This window comes from Bradyrhizobium ivorense (assembly GCF_900696085.1).
Taxonomy (GTDB): domain Bacteria; phylum Pseudomonadota; class Alphaproteobacteria; order Rhizobiales; family Xanthobacteraceae; genus Bradyrhizobium; species Bradyrhizobium ivorense.
Genome location: NZ_CAADFC020000011.1, coordinates 24,580 through 41,540 on the forward strand (window position 1 = coordinate 24,580; position 16,961 = coordinate 41,540).

General features: G+C 58.1%; 11 protein-coding genes and 1 pseudogene. 2 read left to right on the plus strand and 10 right to left on the minus strand.

Translation table 11 applies throughout. The features are described from left to right. Window positions 1–35 precede the first annotated feature (35 nt). Window positions 36–248, plus strand: a pseudogene (locus CI41S_RS15045) (transposase); the annotation flags it as partial. 327 nt (window positions 249–575) lie between these two features. On the opposite strand, the gene CI41S_RS15050 reads toward CI41S_RS15045, so the two are convergent. From CI41S_RS15050 to noeE, 10 genes are all read right to left on the minus strand, one after another. Beyond that, window positions 576–1,910, minus strand: coding sequence for a glutamine synthetase family protein (locus tag CI41S_RS15050; RefSeq protein WP_139860079.1), 1,335 nt, complete (start codon window positions 1,908–1,910; stop codon window positions 576–578). After that, window positions 1,907–3,196, minus strand: a complete 1,290-nt coding sequence (locus tag CI41S_RS15055) for an ATP-grasp domain-containing protein (RefSeq protein ID WP_139860081.1) — start codon at window positions 3,194–3,196, stop codon at window positions 1,907–1,909. The genes CI41S_RS15050 and CI41S_RS15055 overlap by 4 nt, the downstream gene beginning before the upstream one ends. Next, window positions 3,193–4,095 carry a DMT family transporter gene (locus tag CI41S_RS15060; RefSeq protein ID WP_172628055.1) on the minus strand — a complete coding sequence of 301 codons (903 nt, stop codon included), beginning with the start codon at window positions 4,093–4,095 and terminating at the stop codon, window positions 3,193–3,195. Before CI41S_RS15060 ends, CI41S_RS15055 begins: the two co-directional genes overlap by 4 nt. A 129-nt stretch (window positions 4,096–4,224) precedes the next feature. Beyond that, a complete protein-coding gene (locus CI41S_RS15065) occupies window positions 4,225–5,010 on the minus strand; it encodes a gamma-glutamyl-gamma-aminobutyrate hydrolase family protein (protein WP_244622192.1) in 786 nt (261 codons plus the stop codon). A 29-nt stretch (window positions 5,011–5,039) separates the two neighbouring features. Then, complete coding sequence (gene rtxC / locus CI41S_RS15070; protein ID WP_139860083.1) at window positions 5,040–6,098, minus strand: dhydrorhizobitoxine desaturase; 1,059 nt, start codon at window positions 6,096–6,098, stop codon at window positions 5,040–5,042. Window positions 6,099–6,130: 32 nt separating this feature from the next. Next, window positions 6,131–8,542, minus strand: coding sequence for a 2-aminoethylphosphonate--pyruvate transaminase (locus CI41S_RS15075; RefSeq protein WP_139860085.1), 2,412 nt, complete (start codon window positions 8,540–8,542; stop codon window positions 6,131–6,133). Window positions 8,543–10,326: 1,784 nt separating this feature from the next. After that, the gene (cysN, locus tag CI41S_RS15085; RefSeq protein WP_139860087.1) at window positions 10,327–12,210 is read right to left on the minus strand and encodes a sulfate adenylyltransferase subunit CysN; all 1,884 of its coding nucleotides are present in this window, start codon (window positions 12,208–12,210) and stop codon (window positions 10,327–10,329) included. Next, a complete protein-coding gene (cysD, locus tag CI41S_RS15090; protein ID WP_139860089.1) occupies window positions 12,210–13,109 on the minus strand; it encodes a sulfate adenylyltransferase subunit CysD in 900 nt (299 codons plus the stop codon). Before cysD ends, cysN begins: the two co-directional genes overlap by 1 nt. A gap of 271 nt (window positions 13,110–13,380) precedes the next feature. Continuing rightward, window positions 13,381–13,530 (minus strand): hypothetical protein, encoded by a 150-nt coding sequence (locus tag CI41S_RS44985; protein WP_283813123.1) that lies wholly within the window; start codon window positions 13,528–13,530, stop codon window positions 13,381–13,383. Between the two features lie 96 nt (window positions 13,531–13,626). Then, the gene (gene noeE, locus CI41S_RS15095) at window positions 13,627–14,649 is read right to left on the minus strand and encodes a nodulation protein NoeE (RefSeq protein WP_283813124.1); all 1,023 of its coding nucleotides are present in this window, start codon (window positions 14,647–14,649) and stop codon (window positions 13,627–13,629) included. A gap of 935 nt (window positions 14,650–15,584) precedes the next feature. Between noeE and CI41S_RS15100 the strand changes: the two genes are divergently transcribed. Next, entirely contained in the window at window positions 15,585–16,136 is a 552-nt protein-coding gene (locus CI41S_RS15100) for a MarR family winged helix-turn-helix transcriptional regulator (RefSeq protein WP_139481465.1), read from the plus strand. Window positions 16,137–16,961: the final 825 nt, after the last annotated feature.

Consider the following 16,961-nt stretch of genomic DNA (forward strand, 5'->3'; position numbering starts at 1 on the left):
TTCGTCCAGCAATACAAAATAGTCAAGAGCGCTGGCTAAGCGCTACTAACCCGATCGAGCGCCTCAACGGCGAGATCAAGCGGCGCACCGAGGTGGTCGGCATCTTCCCTAATGAGGACGCCATCGTGCGCCTGATCGGAGCGATACTGCTTGAGCAAAACGATGAATGGGCCGTCCAACGGGCCCACTACATGACGCTGGAAACGATCGCGCCGTTGAGCGATGATCCAACCGTCGATTGCAGCTGACCAGTCCGGCCCTCGCCGGCGAACGCGGTGTCCCACCGCGAGTTACACCACGCTACGGGACACGATCGCCGCAGCGCGGAACCGGAACGACAAGCCTGTTGATCCCCCTTCCTGCCAAAGGGCAGATCAACGGCAGACTACCCTGGCTTCGCCAAAAGCGCGGCAGGCAGCCATGACCGCCTTCGCTCTGTATCGAAGTCGAACATCGCGCCGGCACAGGCAGCCGCACCGGCTCGCTGGTGCCATTCACAGGATGGCGACAGGACCCGAGATGCGAATTGTCAACAAATTGGTTGCAGCAGCGTATGGCTGTGGAGCTCAAGCTGTCTAAATGATCTCGAAGTACCGCCGGCGCTCAAAGTCTGTGACTCGATGTTGAAGGGCTTCCCATTCCCAACGCCGGGAGCAAGAAAACGCTTCAACAAACCTTTCACCGAAGACATCATTGGCTGCCGGCGACTGTGCAAACCGATATGTTGCCTCTGACAGGCTTTGGGGCAGTCTCCCGGATGGAAGGCAGGTCTCCGTGCTTGCATTACCGGCAATCGAAGCCGGGAGCGCCGCATTTGTCTCGATACCCAATATGCCGGAACCGATGGCACATGCGAGCGCAAGATATGGGTTCAGGTCGGCGCCGGGCAGCCTATATTCGAGGCGATGTACGGATGGCTCTCCAGGAATGACGCGTATCGCGCAGGAGCGGTTGTCGACTCCCCAGCTCGGACAGATTGGTGCCCAACAACCAGGTACCAATCTCTTGTAGCTATTGAAATTCGGCACAGCGAGCACACAAAACTCATTCATGTATTTCAATTGTCCGCCGATGAAGTGCCTCATGAGCTTCGAGACGTTGCGAGACGCCTCGCTATCGTAAAATACATTCTGACCATCTGAGGACATCGAGACGTGAATATGGCCGGACTGTCCCGGCCATTTCTCGGAAACCTTGGCCATGAATGTAGCCGTCATGCCTCGCGTCTGCGCCCAGGCCTTTATCATCGACTTGAATATGATTGCGCGATCGGCGGCTTCCAGGGCATCACAATGCCGAAGTGACGCTTCAATCACGCCTGGTCCCGTTTCAAAGTGCAGCCCGCTGAGAGGTATTCTGGACTTCTCACAAAGCGCCAGGATCTCACCGAACAGCTCCCGGTGCGCAACAGACCGCGCAATCGAGTAGCCGAATGGGCCCCGCGTCAAAGGAGCCCATTGGCCGAACGGCTTGTCTTCAATTGTGTCGGGGTTCTCCTTGAACAACATAAACTCAAACTCGAACCCGACAGTGCAGCCGTAGCCGCGGTCGGCAACCCTTCGTAGGACTTTACGCAGAATACCGCGCGGGCAGACGCTCTCATGTGCGCCCGTAAACTCGGCGAGATAGAGATATTGATCGCCGGCATAAGACACCGAACGGCCGGTGCCTGACAGAATGCGCAGATCGGCGTCCCCGAATACTGACTGCGGCTCTTGCGTGAAGCTCGCGGGAATGACCCGGTCCGAACAATCCCACGCGAGCACCGCTTCGGAAAACTTGATGACTTTATCCCCGACGCAAAGATCTTCACCCAGGACGTGCTTGCCTCGAAGGATGCCATCGAAGTCGCTCACACCGATCATCGCCGCGGCGGCTGAATTCGTGCAACTGTCGCGCGTGTCGGTCATTGGTTCGCTTCCTGCGCCACCAAATCGAACACCTGGTCCATCCGCATCGCACGCAGTTGGCGATAGTCATCCTCAAGCTGTATCAGGTCGTTGTTCACGAGATACACAATGCCTGGCGTCGAGGCCAGGTCGATCGTCGGAACCAGGTTTTGCCCTATCGGAACGAATGCAATGGCATCCGCGAAGCTCGGCAGCTTGCGGATCGTATCAAGTCCGGGATAGCCGGCAACAACACCGCCGATGTCGGAAATCAGCGACACGCACAGTGCATGAGCCTGCCGTTTGTAGACCCCGCGTCGCCTCATGTACTCAGCAAAGCCCTTGGGATCGGCGTAGCGCCACGCCGTGAGGGTCAAATGGTTATGGCCCAAAGCCATCGTCCGAGCTTTTGCCGACATGGTTCCTTGCAGCCTCGCTCCGAAGTCGACCAAAACCGGTCCCCGATCATCGACGATGATCTCGGCATGAGCAGGTCCGTCGGCGATCCGAAGCGCCCGTAACGCACGCACAAGGTAGTCGGACAGTTCAAGGACGATCGGCTCCTTACCACCCAATAACCGCTCGAGTGAGCAGACCGATGACGCGCCCTCAACAGGAACAGTGTCATAGGTCCAGGCCTCCGTGACGAAGGTCTCACCATAGATCGAGACGGCATTTACGGTATATTGCTGGCCCTTTATTTTCTCCTGTCCAAGCGCCAATTGATTGAGCGTTCCGACACGGTTCGTTTTTCCGACGATCGCGGTTACAGCGCGCCGAATATCCGCATCTGTCGAGCAAAAGAACACGTCTTCCGTGCCCGTGCTGTTCAGCGGCTTGATCACGATCTCATCGAAGCTCTCTTGTCGCTTCCAGCTTGCGATCTCTCCAGCATTGTCGGACACGACTTGTCCGATCGATCGCACGCCTGCTGAGGCCAACGCTTCGGACATGCGCGATTTGTCGCGCCGGGCGGCTGAAAGGGCGGTGCCATTTGAAGGCAAGCCCAGCCGCTCCGAGATGGAATCGGCCAGCTCAACTCCTGTCTCGCACCCCGCTATGACGAACTCCAGCTCCCTGCCTTGGAGAGCCCGAAGGTGATATTCAACGACCTCCTCGTACCTCATGCGCTCGGGCGGTCGAATGACTTCATCATACAGATCCGCATTGAAATGCGATTGGAAGATGGACGGAATCTGTGGAGCCGACATCACGTGCACTGTTGAAATTCGATACCGCTTGAACTCTTCCGGCAAGAATCGGCCGGTCGAATATGCGTCGACGATTACACAATTTCGTCCGTTCATGTAGATCTCCGGTATTGCAAATAGACGTTGCCGACGGCGACAGCCGTAATGAGAACATTTCCAACGAACGTATGTGGCGAAGGCACGATACGAGAATCGAAGTACTGGAACAGAAACGTGATGACAGGAGCGGTGGACAGGACCATGTTGACCGTGAAGGGCTCCACGCGCCGAATGCCCTCCTGGAACAAGAGCAATGGAACGATGATCGTGGATAGCCCAATCGTTGCGATCGCAAGCCAATGCTGTGAGATCTCGAGCACGATGGAGGAATGATCTACCAGTGCCAGCAGCAAGAGGATTGTCCCGTAAAAGCGATGCGCCAACACCTGTCGACCTGAAAATCCGCGGTCGAATAGCAGCTTGACGAGTATATTTGTAAGGGCGAGAGATAGGCCGGCCACGATTGCCAGGACGATGCCGAAGGACGATCGAGCTCCCCACTCCACGCCAGCGTTGCCGGTTGCCGAGATCCAAATCATGTAACTTCCAATTATTGCGATCGTAACGCTCACGATGATATCGGATGCTGGAGGGACGCCCTGCCGCCTGATCAGCGCGTTTAACCACACCGTTGCAGCGGGTCCTAATGCCACCATGAACGCGACCACGATCGCAGGTTCGGCGTATTTCAGGCCGATAAACAACCCGATCCAACTGATTGCGGTCACGACATTGAGCGACACAAAAACCAGCAGCGCCGACTTCGCAACTGGTGCCGTTCTTCTCTTGTGACCTGCCAGCAGATTGAATGTCAGACACACCGCGGCAAATGACACGAGGAGAGCGACGAACGCATCTGCCCGCTGAAAATACGACGCCGCATAAACTTCGCCCGCCGCGCTCAGGACGACATAGAGCGCCACAAAGAGAATTCCCAGAGCGAAGCGTCTGGTCAATCGTCCGCCCGTCCCCTGCCGGCGGCGCGGCGCGGCCCCCTCCCCGAAGCACGCTTGTGCATCAATTCCGAGAGAATCGTCCTTCGACCTGGGCGGACCGCGCTTGGTTTGAAACGTCACAATCCGCCTCTAGTGTTTCTTTGTTTGGCAGTACGCAACACACGCCTCTCCAAAAGCCGTGAACAGTCGCTGGCTCAGGAGATCGGTTGAGGCGTGCCATTCGGGGTGCCATTGCACACCGATTTGCAGCGTCGGCGCGCCAATGACCGAAGCTGCTTCAACCAGTCCGTCAGGCGCCCATGCCTCGCGCCTCAGCGCGGCGGCGAGCAGCTCTATGCCTTGGTTATGCAGGGAGTTCACTTGCGCTTCGTTGGCGCGCGCGATCGGAAAGAGCGCACCCTCAGGAGATATCCTCACGCTGTGCGCAGCATCGTACTGACGGTCTCTTGGGCGATCTGGTTTCTCGGCATGCATCTGGCCGCTTCCCAGCCTCCACTCGGCAAGCGATGGATGAAGAGTGCCGCCGAAATAGATGTTGAGCTCCTGAAGCCCGCGGCAGATGCCCAAGATCGGCATTCCGAGCGCAATGGCGCTCCCAATGGCAACCGCAGAGAGCCTGTCCCGCGGGCGGTCACGGATTCCGCCATCAACGTCTTGCTGATCAGGTGGTGGAAGGGATGCAGGCGCTTTCAAGACGAAAGGGTCAATATTTGATTCATCTCCTGTCAGCACCAGGCCGTCGAGCGCACCCATGGTCGCCAGGCCGACCTCTAGCCTCGCATCTTCCGCGTCGATCGTCGGCAATATGACGCACGCCACGCCCGCATGATGAAGCAGAGCCTTGAGGTATTTGCGCCGCAGCCAGTCGCGATGCACACCATCGACCAAAAGACGGTTCGAGGTGACGCCGACCACCGCACGGGCTTTGTCTGACCGTGGCAATGTCACGCCACTTGCCCCTTCGCATGGGCGTCGGCAACCGACTGCTCATACAAGCGTCGATTTCGCTCCTTCAACTGAGTTATGACACTGGGTTGACCTTGAGGCCCCTTGACGAAGAGCCCTCCCCAGCTCGCGGCAACCTTTGCGTAACCCGGATCCTGCATCCGGATCTTCTGGGCCTTGTGCAAAAGCCAGAATGGGATACCCGGCGACAGGTGATGCTCGAGGTGATACTCGTCCAGGTTTTGTCCAAGGATAGCCCGCTCGAAAAAATTCCCTTTCCGATTCCTGGTCAGATAGACGTTCTTCGTTTCGGTCTCGCACATCGGCGAGTGCTCGGCGAGCTCGACAAACCACCCAAGGACCTGAAACGTTGTGAGATAGGGGACGATCCAAAACAGGATCACGATGTGGAGCAGCCCAAGAGCATATGATCCGGCCAGGATGCCGATCCAGAAAAGGTAAAAGCCATACTTGTCGACAAGTATGCTTGACCGGCTCTGGTCCTCGGCATCTGTGATCGAAAACCGATTGGTCCAGAGATACTTCAGATAAGCCAGTGTCGCGCCACCAAATATCGGCTTCCAGATGATATTGAAGGCGTACCGCTCAGGAGGCTGGACGTCGTAAACACCATTGGCCATGAAGAACTTCAGGTCGGGATCCTTCTCCGGATCGCCGAGATACGGATGATGCAGATAGACGTGCGAGATCCGGTAGGCCCAGTGACGCTGGAACAGGGGATAGGCCGCGAACAGAATGCCGAGGACGTAGTTCCATGTCGTGTTCTTCGCGAGCGTACGGTGAGCCGCATCATGAGCTATCGTCGTCAGGCCGCGCTGGTAGGCGCCGATCAGAAGAACGGCGAGCGGGTACAGCCACCAAGAGACGCAGACCGTCGCGAGCGTGCAAGCGGCGATTACCGCGTAATCCTTGGCGATATAGACCGCTCCCGTTACATTGTCCGGCCTCAGCTCGGACAGTTGCTTATTGATCTCGCGGCTGAACTGAACAGCCTCATAACGTGACGACCTCAGTTTCCAAGCGTCTGCCTGATTCATGAGAACCCTCTTCCTGATCGCCTTACAAGTTGTCAGATTGCGGAAAGCGCCCTGTCCAGATCGCGCACGATGTCGTCGACATCTTCGATGCCGACGCAAAGCCGAATCGAGCCGCCAAATATGCCGGCGGCTTCGCGCTTCTCCCGTGGAACGGTGGTGTGGGTGGTCGAAACAGGATGCGTCACGAGCGTACGGGCATCCCCTACGTTCGAAACGTGATACATCAGGTCAACATTCTGGATGAACTTGCGCCCGGCCTGTTCGTCCTCTACCTCGAACATGATCATCGCGCCGTGTCCGTATGCGGGATTGAGTGTCTGGTCGACAGTTTCCTGATCGGCTCCTTCGAACAGCCCCGGGTAGAAAACACGGCGCACTTTTGGATGCGCCTTCAGAACGTCGGCCACGATCCTGGCGTTTGCGCAGTGCTGCTTCATGCGAAGGGGCAGCGTTTCAAGGCCTTGGATCAGCTGAAAGCTCGCAAAGGGGGCAATGGCCGCGCCGGTATCGCGCAACCAGGTCATGCGAGCCTTCAGGAGAACCTCGCTTTTTCCGAGGTCGTCGACATCTTGCAGCGCATTGCGCCAGATGATCCCGCCATGGGCATCGTCAGGGCTGTTGAACAAGGGAAAGCGCAAGGCTCCCCGGTAGCTGAACTTGCCGTTGTCAACGATCAGACCGCCCAGCGTCGTGCCATGGCCGCATATGTATTTCGTAGCGGAGTAGGTCGTGATCGCAGCACCGAGATCTGACGGCCGACATACCAGCGGGGTCGTCGTATTATCCACGACCAACGGAACGCCGTACTTTCGGCCGATCTCAGCCAGCTGTTTGACCGGAAGCGGAATCAGACAAGGGTTTGAAATCACCTCTCCGAACAGGCAGATCGTGCGATCATCGATGGCACGTTCGAAGGTCTCGGGCTTTCGGGGGTCTGCCGTCCTGACGCTGATACCAAGACGCTTTAGCGTGTTATGGAGCAGATTCCACGTATTGCCATAGAGATACGGTGAGGCGACGATATTGTCCCCCACCTCGCCGCTTGACAGGTTGACGATGGCAAGGAAGGTTGCCGCTTGACCTGATGCGACGGCGAGCGAGTCGCTCCCCCGGTCGACCGCGGCATACCTTCTTTCCAATGCGCGGGTCGTCGGGTTGATGATCCTCGTGTAGGTGAATCCATCGGCCTTGACGTTGTAGACGTCCGCGATGTGATTCAGATCGCCATCGAGTTCATAAGCCGTGTTCTGATAGATCGGCACCGCGACGGCTTTCGTCACCGGATCGCGTCGATAGCCCGCGTGCAGAACAGCAGTTTCGGCAGAAAATGGGGGCTGCGAGGTCCTTGTGAAGGGCGGAGACATCTCGACGCCGCGCTCGCAGGCCTGCCGGGCTGACACCGTCCCCGTGGATGGAGCCGGACCGGACCGAAAATATGTACGAAAGGCGCACCCCAACTGCTCGATCCAACTGGGCTGGATGTCGCCAATGCAACCAACCCGAAAACTCCGCGTTGCAAGATGCAGCTTCGAGTAGATGTAAAGGTTGTGGACCGCCAAGTGACGATATAGCCCATCGAATCCTGCTTGATCCACGATTGCGGATGGCGCATTGAACGCGACGCAGACCGGCGACTGCAAGTCGGCGGACAGCAGCGGAGACACCACCCCTTCGAGTTCTTGGACGAGAGCGTCTCTGACCTTCTCATACCTGCGGCGCCTGGCGTCAATGCCTTCCCCCTCCAAAATCTCCAAGGCCTTCGTTGTTGCCTGAACGATGTGGGTGGGCGGGGTCGACCGCCACTCACCGGTGCGCTCGAGCGAGAGCCATTGATCTCTCACGTCGAGCACAAATGACCTTGGTTCTTGAACCGCTTTTTCCAGCAGCTCGCCAGACGCGATGACAAAAGCTACTCCCGGCGGCCCTTCGATGCACTTATTGCTCGACGTCACCAGGACGTCCGGTCCGCCACGGCTTAGGTCGATGTCAATCGCGCCAAAGGAGCTCATGCCGTCGACGATCGTCTTGACGCCACGCCGCCTCGCGTCCTCTATGATCGCGTCCAGCGGATTGACGATCCCGGTCGTCGTCTCGCAATGCACAAGACATAGGTGAGTAACGCCGGGATTTCGGTTCAGCTGCTCGGCAACTTCCTGGGGGTCCAGGGGCTCGGTAGCTCGCTTGACAAGTTTCAGCGCCTCGACGCCCCACAGCCGCAGCATCTTTAAAATGCGCTCGCCATAGATGCCATTTATGCAAACGAGTGGCTTGTCGTCCTTGCACACGAATGAAGACAGAGCGGCTTCCATTGCAAAGGAGCCGCCTCCCTGAATAGGGACCACCGAATAGTCCTCGGCACCTCCCAGCAGATTGAGCATCAGCCGCCTCATGCGGGCGGTCACTTCCTTGAACTCACAATCGCGCGATGCGAGATCGAGCTGCATCTGGCTCCTGACCGCCAGCGACAGCGACAATGGACCAGGCGTCAGCAAAGAGCGTTGTCTAGTCACACCATTCCCCTTAAAACCGTGTTCGTCGTGGATCTGAAGCGCGATGACGCGACCTCCCCCCCTTGGGCGCGGGCTTTCTCGGTTCATCTGCTGCTGCGGAGAAACACCATAGGCGCAGGCGAGCTTCGCCTAGCGGCCCATCACATCACGCATGCAAGGATTTGAGCGCCGCCGCATTGTTAGCTAGGCGCCGATCGGCTTACGCCCCCTCCCTGCACTCAGACGAGGGTTGAGGTTCGGAACGAACGTGCACGTCGGGCCATCGCGTGCGGATATCAATCCGCGCGTGACGGACATGATACGCGCCGTTGCTGATGAGCCTGATCCTGCGTGCGCCTTGGACTTGAGACATTCGCATACTGTCACTCGTTGGAGAATTCGGGACGTTGACGACCTTTGCCGTCCATTTTCAGATCGTACAACTTGACGTTAGGTGCGTTTCAACCCTCTTCCGAAATCTTCTCGTGTGAATTTTTTCTGACGTGCACCTTCACTGGGAGCGATAAGCCAGCTCGAGCGGCTGAGCGAAGTGATCGGCAGCAAGCTAGCTCAGAGTTTTCATGGTCTGACGTTAGGATCGTCTCGGCAGTCGATCATCACCGCGGTCCGCCCACCGTAGTTGACGGCTGATCCAGAACGCAGCCGACGTGAGCCGCAGTGGAGCTCGAATGCTCAGCCGCTCGGTCGCGGAGCAGCTCGCGGCTTACGCCGCGGCGAGCCTGCCCTCAGTCATGAGGCATTCGAGCTCGACGGATAGCTTCGTTCGAGCCGTTCTGCTCGCCTTCGCTCTTCTGTTAGACCTGCCAAATGTCGAGCACACTCTCGATCCGGCCTGCCACATCCTCAAGGTCCGGCTCGAGGCCAGTGTCGCTTCAGCACGAAACAGAATGTCGAATTGCCGGAAACCGCACCGGCGATAGCCTTGCCCTTTAGGATGCGCCTTGGGGCGGGTCTTCCCGGAAGAACCGAACCCATCGAGCTGCAGGCTCATTGAGGAGGTGAGCGGTCCGGAATGAACATGGGGGACCACGACTGGCGTCGCGAGCCTCTCCCTGCGGCCTTCTCATTGTCCCCTGCCGGCCCGCCTCGCGCAGACATGTTAACAGCCGGCCCCGCAGACAGCCCTTTGAAGCCCGGCCAAAACTTAAGACCGCGCCCCGAGAGCAGGCATAGCGCAGGGGGGCCGGGACAGGCTGCTTCTGTTTGCAGGTCAATGCCCTGGGAAACAATTGGGGCTCGGCGGATGCGGCTAGACCCGGAGGAACGAGTTGCCCCCTTCATCGCGCGCGAGAGATCGAAGCTGGATGGTCGAGACGCCGGCAGCTCGGTTACGAGAGGCTCGATAGTGACCTAGCTGGACGCGAGGAAAACGGCGTCAAGCGAAAAACTCAAGCTACTGGAAGTCGGACTTCCTCTCTGGCCTTTGTCCTGGCGTCGTAGATTCTGACCTGGAGCATGGGACGGCGCTTCTTGAGCTCCTGGGCTCCCGCGAAGGCCCCCTCCCTGGTCGCGAATTCGGTTTTCAATTGACCGTCAATTTCGAGCACATAACCAGAAGCGGGCAATCGACGTGTGGACGCGACCATTTTGTTCCTTTAGAGAATGAGTTCGTTTGATGCCTATGCTTAACCCGAGTCGCGGTGGCCGGGACACTAGGTTAGTGAGGGGCATCTCCTGCCATCGATGGTGCGATGCGAAGGTGACGGGTTCGATGAACACTAACCGCCAAGAATTGCGCGGGCCATCAAGACATCGATCACGGTTTGGGCCATTTGCTCAGGTGTCTGCTCCATGGTCCTGAGATGAATTTCGGGCCTTATCGGCGCTTCGTAGGACGCATCGATACCGGTGAAGTTCCTGATTCTACCGGACCTCGCCTTTGAATAGAGACCTTTGGGATCGCGCCGCGCGCATTCTTCGATCGGCGTATCGACAAAGACCTCGACAAACTCCTCCTTGCTGACCAGGCTGCGCACCATGTCTCGTTCGGCCCCGTGGGGCGAGATGAACGAACAAATTACGATCAGGCCGCTGTCCGCCATCAACTTGGCAACTTCCCCGGCACGCCGGATGTTCTCCGTGCGGTCGACCTCGGAGAAGCCGAGGTCCGCGTTTAAGCCGTGCCGCAGGTTGTCCCCATCCAGCAGCATGGCATGCCGGGACATTGCAAACAGCTTTTGATCGACGATGTTGGCAATCGTCGATTTTCCCGCGCCGGACAGGCCGGTGAACCAAATGATGCAAGGCTTCTGGTTTTTGAGGTCGGCCCGCTCCTTCCGTCCCACTGCAACGGGTTGCCATGCGACGTTGGTAGCCCGCCGCAGTGGACGTGCGATCATCCCGGCCGCGACCGTACGGTTGGTATAACGGTCGATGACGATAAATGATCCTGTCCTGCGGTTGACCTCGTAAGGATCGAACGCCGCAGGCCGGGCGGTTGAGATGTTGCAAAAACCGATCTCGTTAAGGCCAAGCGTCCCCGCTGCCAGATGCTCTCGTGTATTGACGTCGATCCGATGATTGATCGCAGTAATGCTAGCGGCTGTGGTCTGCGATCCAATGCGCAGAATGTAATTGCGCCCGACCACGAGCTGGTCCTCATCCATCCAGATCAGATGAGCGACGAATTGGTCGGCGAGCTCCGGCCGTTCGGTCGGACGTGCCAAAAGATCGCCACGGCCGATATCGATTTCGTCTTCAACGGTAATCGTGATTGCATCGCCGGCCTCGGCGCAGGACAGATCGCCGCCCTGCGTCACAATCCGCCTGACGCGCGTGGTCCGTCCAGACGCTGCGACGACGATGTCGTCCCCCACCGAGATGCTTCCCGAAACCACGGACCCGGCGTAACCGCGGAAATCCAGGTCCGGCCGGTTCACCCACTGCACCGGAAAGCGGAAGGCCTGCCCGGAGCGGTCGGACTGGATATCAATATTTTCCAACTGGCCGATCAGGCAGGGACCATCGTACCAGTGAGTGTTGCCGGAGCGATTGACGACATTGTCGCCGTGCCTGGCAGAGATCGGGATCGGAACGATCGATTCGAAGCCAAGATCGCTGGCAAAGGCCACATAGTCGGCGACGATCCGATCAAAGGTCTCTTTGCTGTAGTGGACGAGGTCGATCTTGTTCACCGCCAGGACGAGATGGCGGATACCAAGGAGCGAACAGATGAACGAGTGGCGCTTGGTTTGGACCAGCACACCCTTGCGGGCATCGATGAGGATGATAGCGAGCTGGGCATTCGAGGCGCCCGTTGCCATGTTGCGAGTATACTGCTCGTGGCCGGGCGTGTCGGCCACCATGAACGAGCGCCGTTCCGTCGCAAAGAAACGATAGGCCACATCGATGGTGATGCCTTGCTCTCGTTCCGCCTCAAGCCCGTCGACGAGCAGCGCGAAATCGATGTCACGGCCGGTAGTGCCGTGCTTGGCGCTGTCCCGTTCCAACGCCGTCATCTGATCATTGTAGATCATCTTGCTGTCGTGCAGCAGGCGGCCGATCAGCGTCGACTTTCCGTCATCCACCGAACCGCACGTGATGAATCGCAGCTGATCCTTTGGCTTGGCCTGGACAGACTGCGTTATCGCTTTGGCAAGCATCAAAAGTAGCCTTCCCGCTTCTTCTTCTCCATCGAAGCGGCTTCATCGGCATCAATCAGGCGACCCTGGCGCTCCGACACCGTCGCGGTCTGCATCTCTGCGACGATGTCTTCGATCGTCGTCGCGTCGGATTCAATAGCCCCGCTCAACGGATAGCAGCCCAGCGTGCGAAAACGGATCATCCGCATTTGCGGCGTCTCGCCAGACAGAAGCGGCAATCGCTTGTCGTCGATCATGATCGTCGCGCCATTTCGACGCACGATCGGTCTTTGCTTTGCGAAGTAGAGCGGGACGACCGGAATCTTCTCCCACATGATGTATTCCCACACGTCGAGCTCAGTCCAGTTTGACATCGCAAAAACGCGCATGGTTTCGCCCAGGCGAATCCGAGTGTTGAACAGGTTCCAGAGCTCCGGCCGCTGATTGCGGGGGTCCCACACGTGCCCGGCCGAACGGAAGGAGAGTATCCGTTCTTTTGCACGGCTCTTTTCCTCATCACGCCGGGCGCCGCCAAAGGCGGCATCGAATTCGTGGAGGTCGAGCGCCTGCTTCAGGGCGTCGGTCTTCATCACCTGGGTATGAAGCGCGGACCCGGAGCCGATCGGATTGATCCCGCGCTTGATGCCCTCCTCGTTCACATGGACGATCAGGTCGAGGCCGAGGCGCTTGGCTGTCGCGTCCCGGAAGCTGATCATCTCGCGGAATTTCCAGGTCGTGTCGACGTGAAGCAGGGGAAAGGGCAGCTTTGCTGGATAGAAGGCCTTGATCGCAATGTGCAGCATCACGCTCGAGTCTTTTCCGATCGAGTAAAGCATGACCGGCTTTTTGAACTCGGCGACCACGTCACGCATGATTTCGATCGATTCAGCTTCGAGACGGCGCAGATGTTTCGGCAGCATGTGTCTTCTACGATGCGGGATCTCTAGTTCGTTCAGTACCGCCTTGCCTCGCGCTAGCGGCCCGATAGGCGTTGCAGCGATCGGCGCCTGCCATAGCGCATCGGCGACCACCGGGTCAAACAGCGGATAGCGCAGTCCATCCTTCGTTGGCGTCTGCCAGCATCCAATCGAAGCGCGGCTGGACAGGCGAGTCGGTGGACTTACTTCCGCTTGCTAGCTAGACAACGAGCTCGATAAGGCAGGCAGCACATTTTGACCATAATCCTGAGGGTCATCGCTCGTGATTGCTGCGCCCCTCCTCGAGCCGCACAATCTCGCGCCGCAGCGCCTCGATAATGGCGTCGCGATCCCGAACGGCCTCTTGCTGGGCGCCTCGATCCGATTCCGAGGCCAAGAGCGCCATGCGCAACTGAGCCGCCATCGAACTCGTCAGCTCCTGATTTTGGTCGAGGTCGGTTCCGGATAGATGCTGCGCATCGTGCGCTGCATCTGGTGTGGAGCAAGAGTTCGCGATTGGCTACCGAATGCCAGGGGTCAGCTTACCGGGGTTGGCTGGAATGTTCGACCATACCCGTTCCCTGCTGACGCGCAGATCCCACCACATTCGAAATATTTGACGATATAGCTCGGTGACCTCGCGTCCCTTATCAACCACTCCGGCTTGTTGTGCGTGCCGCAACTCCTCTCCATATCCGAGCTGTATCATCAGCTCGACGCCGATCAGATCGGTTATCGTTTGCATCTCTTCGATGCCCAATTGGACTTGCCACGCGTCGACAGACCTCGCATCGACGGTCGTTCTTTGGAGGATTTTCCGATCTCCAAAGCTGCTGGAGTGAAGATAATCGGCCTGAGCCGTCGACGTAGCTGCAGTGTATTTTGGATCACAGCCAAGGCCAGCGATGAGACGCTGAATTTCCTCCTCCGGACACGCCGCCAGGCGTTCGTACTGCACCACCATCGTCTGCCGACGATCGCGGTGCGCAGCGAGCTTGGGCAAGCCGAGAACCAGGTCAGCAAGCGAAGAGGCAATGCTGTCAGGCAGACGGAGCATGAGATCAGCAAGCGAGGACACGCTGACCGAACGGGAGCTTTCCGCCTGAAGAGGGATTCCCCAGGTCGACTTCAGCGATGCGGCAATGGCGTAGGGATTGCGCATCAGAAGAATGTGTGGCGCTTCAGGATAAAGAGACTCCAAATAGTCGAGCACCATCCAGTAGCGTGGTGTCTTGTCTACGATGATGCGCTTGCCCGCCGAGGACAGATACGCACCGTACGCCGCATCCGCAAAGGCACGGCTGACCGCAGCGCGATCGATCCGGCCCAAGAACTCGGAGGTTGCCGTTTCGATCAGAGATGTTCCGGCCGGGTGACGATGGTCCACCCTGCCAAACGCCTCAAGAGCCAGCATGAGCCAGGGCTCTGGTGGAGCTGTAATTTCCGGATGCTGTTGGAGCAAATGCGCCAACAGCGTCGTTCCGGACCGTGGAAGGCCGAGCAGAAAGCAGACCGTGGGCCCGCGGTTTGCATCCTGGCTCAAGATTCCGCTCCCGATATGCTCGAGGAAAGCGAGCCCCGGACCACACACGTGTTCGCTCGAGAACGACGGTCGCCGCCCAATTTTCCATCGGCCGATCGCTTGCGACACTTTGCCATACGAGGAGGGAGGCGCCTGCAATTCATGGTCCCGAATCCGTCGAATTGATGAATCGCGCAAGCTTTTTTGGCAATTGCAATCGGCAGCTTGCGACTACTCGCAAGTCTAGGTTTAACCAAAGGCCAGCTCAACTATACGAAGGCAAACCGCCAGTATGGAATCGGATGACGGGACTATACTGCGGTTTATCGGGTAACCCCCACGCCACTATTGGTGAAATGCGTGAACCGGCGGCCGGGCCGGCAACCGAGTGTCAAGACGTATCGTCTTGGCTTCCGATGCATCGTATTGGCTGCGACGATAGCCTGCCGCCGGACCTCGTTGTTGAACTTGCCTTGTCGCTTATCGATTGCTTTCGGCACAATCGGGCCAGTCTTATCGAGGCTGATGGGCTGCGCCCAACAGCTCGCGGTGCTGGACATTGCAGTCCGACCGCGTGGGAAGAGCAAGTCTTATCCTTTGCTGCTGCGCAGATGTTCTAACGTTCTTCGCTCGAGACTTTGACCGCTCGATGATGCGACAAAGGAGCGAACAAGCCGGCGAGTATCCAACGAAGCAGACCATGGACGTCCTGTTGGCAGGGGCATCAATCTTACCGGCGTGCGGTATCGATCCCGACAAAAGCCGCCCCTGAATGCTCCTGGTTCATCAAGACAATGAGCGCGGTGTGGCCGCAACTGCTCCTGCCAGTTCAAGATTGGCACGCTCCCCATTACGTCCGTATCGTACCAAGTATTTGATTTGCCTGCTCTTACGGCGTTGTCGTCACTTCTCATTCGCGCTAAGGGAAGCTGGTAAAGGGGGAAACCTGAGCTACGATGGCGTCGGATTTACCTGGTCCAGCAAGCGCGCTTGGCAACATTTCTAGCGACGGGCAGGAGCCAGTCCGGCCGTTCGTGTGGGAGATCAGATCGATCAGCGCGTGTCTCGAAGAGCTTGCGAGATTCCAAGCCAATGCACTTGGCATCACTGGAGCACAGTGGATGATCCTGATGGCGGTGGCCTATTTGGGGAAAGAAGATGGTGTCCCCGTTAACGTGGTGTCAAAGCTGATGCACGTCGATCCTTCCTTCGTGACGACCCACTCAAAGCTGCTCGAGAAAAATGGATTCCTGCGGCGTAAGCACTGCGCAAGCGATGCTCGGGTCGTGCAGATGACGCTGACCGCCAAAACTCGCAAACGTCTGGCATCTATGGCACGGCAGGAAGCACTGGATGAGTTCGCTTCTGGTGAGTTCGGGGTTGATGGATCAAGCGAGTTCATTGCCAAGCTGGCCGCAGTCAGGCATCGTCTGGAGAGGGTCCGCCGCGAGAACCGTTCCGGCCTTCCGAAGACCAAACGCACGGCCGTGAGAAATGATACCACGTAGCCATGTCAACGCTTCCAGTCTTCGAGTTGTCGTTGAAGCAGCGCGGACGAAGGTGGTTGTGGTCCGTGCATACCGACGAGGGCAAACAGGTGATGACGGGCTCAGGGCGCAGCCGCTCGGCCGCCAGATATCAAGCCAACCGAGCGCTGTTTCTATTGTTGCTGAGCGCGCCGTATCGTTCCGAAGCTCGAACTCACCAGCAGGCTGGGCGGGGCACTCTTGCGCCCAAATGATCTTCGAGGAACGCCCCACTCGCAAGGTTGTATCCATCGGCTAACCCATGGGCCAATAGCATAACTGCGCCGCGTCCTTGATTTTGCAGAATCCACTCTCAGGCCAGAACGACGACCTTCTCAACCTGGTCAGCCAAGGGGCCCATCGCAGTAACAACCAGGCAGCTGCGAGCTGAACCCTGACGAAAGCTGAACATTCTCGCGCGGTTTCGGGCGCGTCCTCCGTACAGACCTCGATGTGGCGGGAGCTGAATCTCGCGCTTAAGCAAATCGCGCAGAGCTGGCGTAGATCTGCAGGCTCATGTGACTTAGCGAGTCACCAGCTTTTTGCCGAGATATAGCCAGGAAGCGCTTTCCAGAAATCTCATCGAAGATACCGGATGCGCGAGGCCGCTCCGCCATCCCCGAGCTCCAAGCAGCACGTGGCCCATCTTTATCTGCAAATCGATCGTCGCTCGAACCTTCGAAGATCTTTGACGCGCCGACGATCGCGGACACACACGCTCTGCCTGTGTTGGAGGAGCTCCTTGTCGAGGTCACCGACCGTGACGTCGTGGCGACAAGCTCTGCTCTGATCAGCCAGCTGAGGAGT

Bases quoted from the DNA above. Each gene is read 5' to 3' on its own strand.
- CI41S_RS15050 (WP_139860079.1), bottom strand. From the start codon at position 1,910: ATGACCGACACGCGCGACAGTTGCACGAATTCAGCCGCCGCGGCGATG.
- CI41S_RS15055 (WP_139860081.1), bottom strand. From the start codon at position 3,196: ATGAACGGACGAAATTGTGTAATCGTCGACGCATATTCGACCGGCCGA.
- rtxC (WP_139860083.1), bottom strand. From the start codon at position 6,098: ATGAATCAGGCAGACGCTTGGAAACTGAGGTCGTCACGTTATGAGGCT.
- CI41S_RS15075 (WP_139860085.1), bottom strand. From the start codon at position 8,542: ATGCAGCTCGATCTCGCATCGCGCGATTGTGAGTTCAAGGAAGTGACC.
- cysN (WP_139860087.1), bottom strand. From the start codon at position 12,210: ATGCTTGCCAAAGCGATAACGCAGTCTGTCCAGGCCAAGCCAAAGGAT.
- cysD (WP_139860089.1), bottom strand. From the start codon at position 13,109: ATGCTGCCGAAACATCTGCGCCGTCTCGAAGCTGAATCGATCGAAATC.
- CI41S_RS44985 (WP_283813123.1), bottom strand. From the start codon at position 13,530: ATGGCGGCTCAGTTGCGCATGGCGCTCTTGGCCTCGGAATCGGATCGA.
- CI41S_RS15100 (WP_139481465.1), top strand. From the start codon at position 15,585: ATGGCGTCGGATTTACCTGGTCCAGCAAGCGCGCTTGGCAACATTTCT.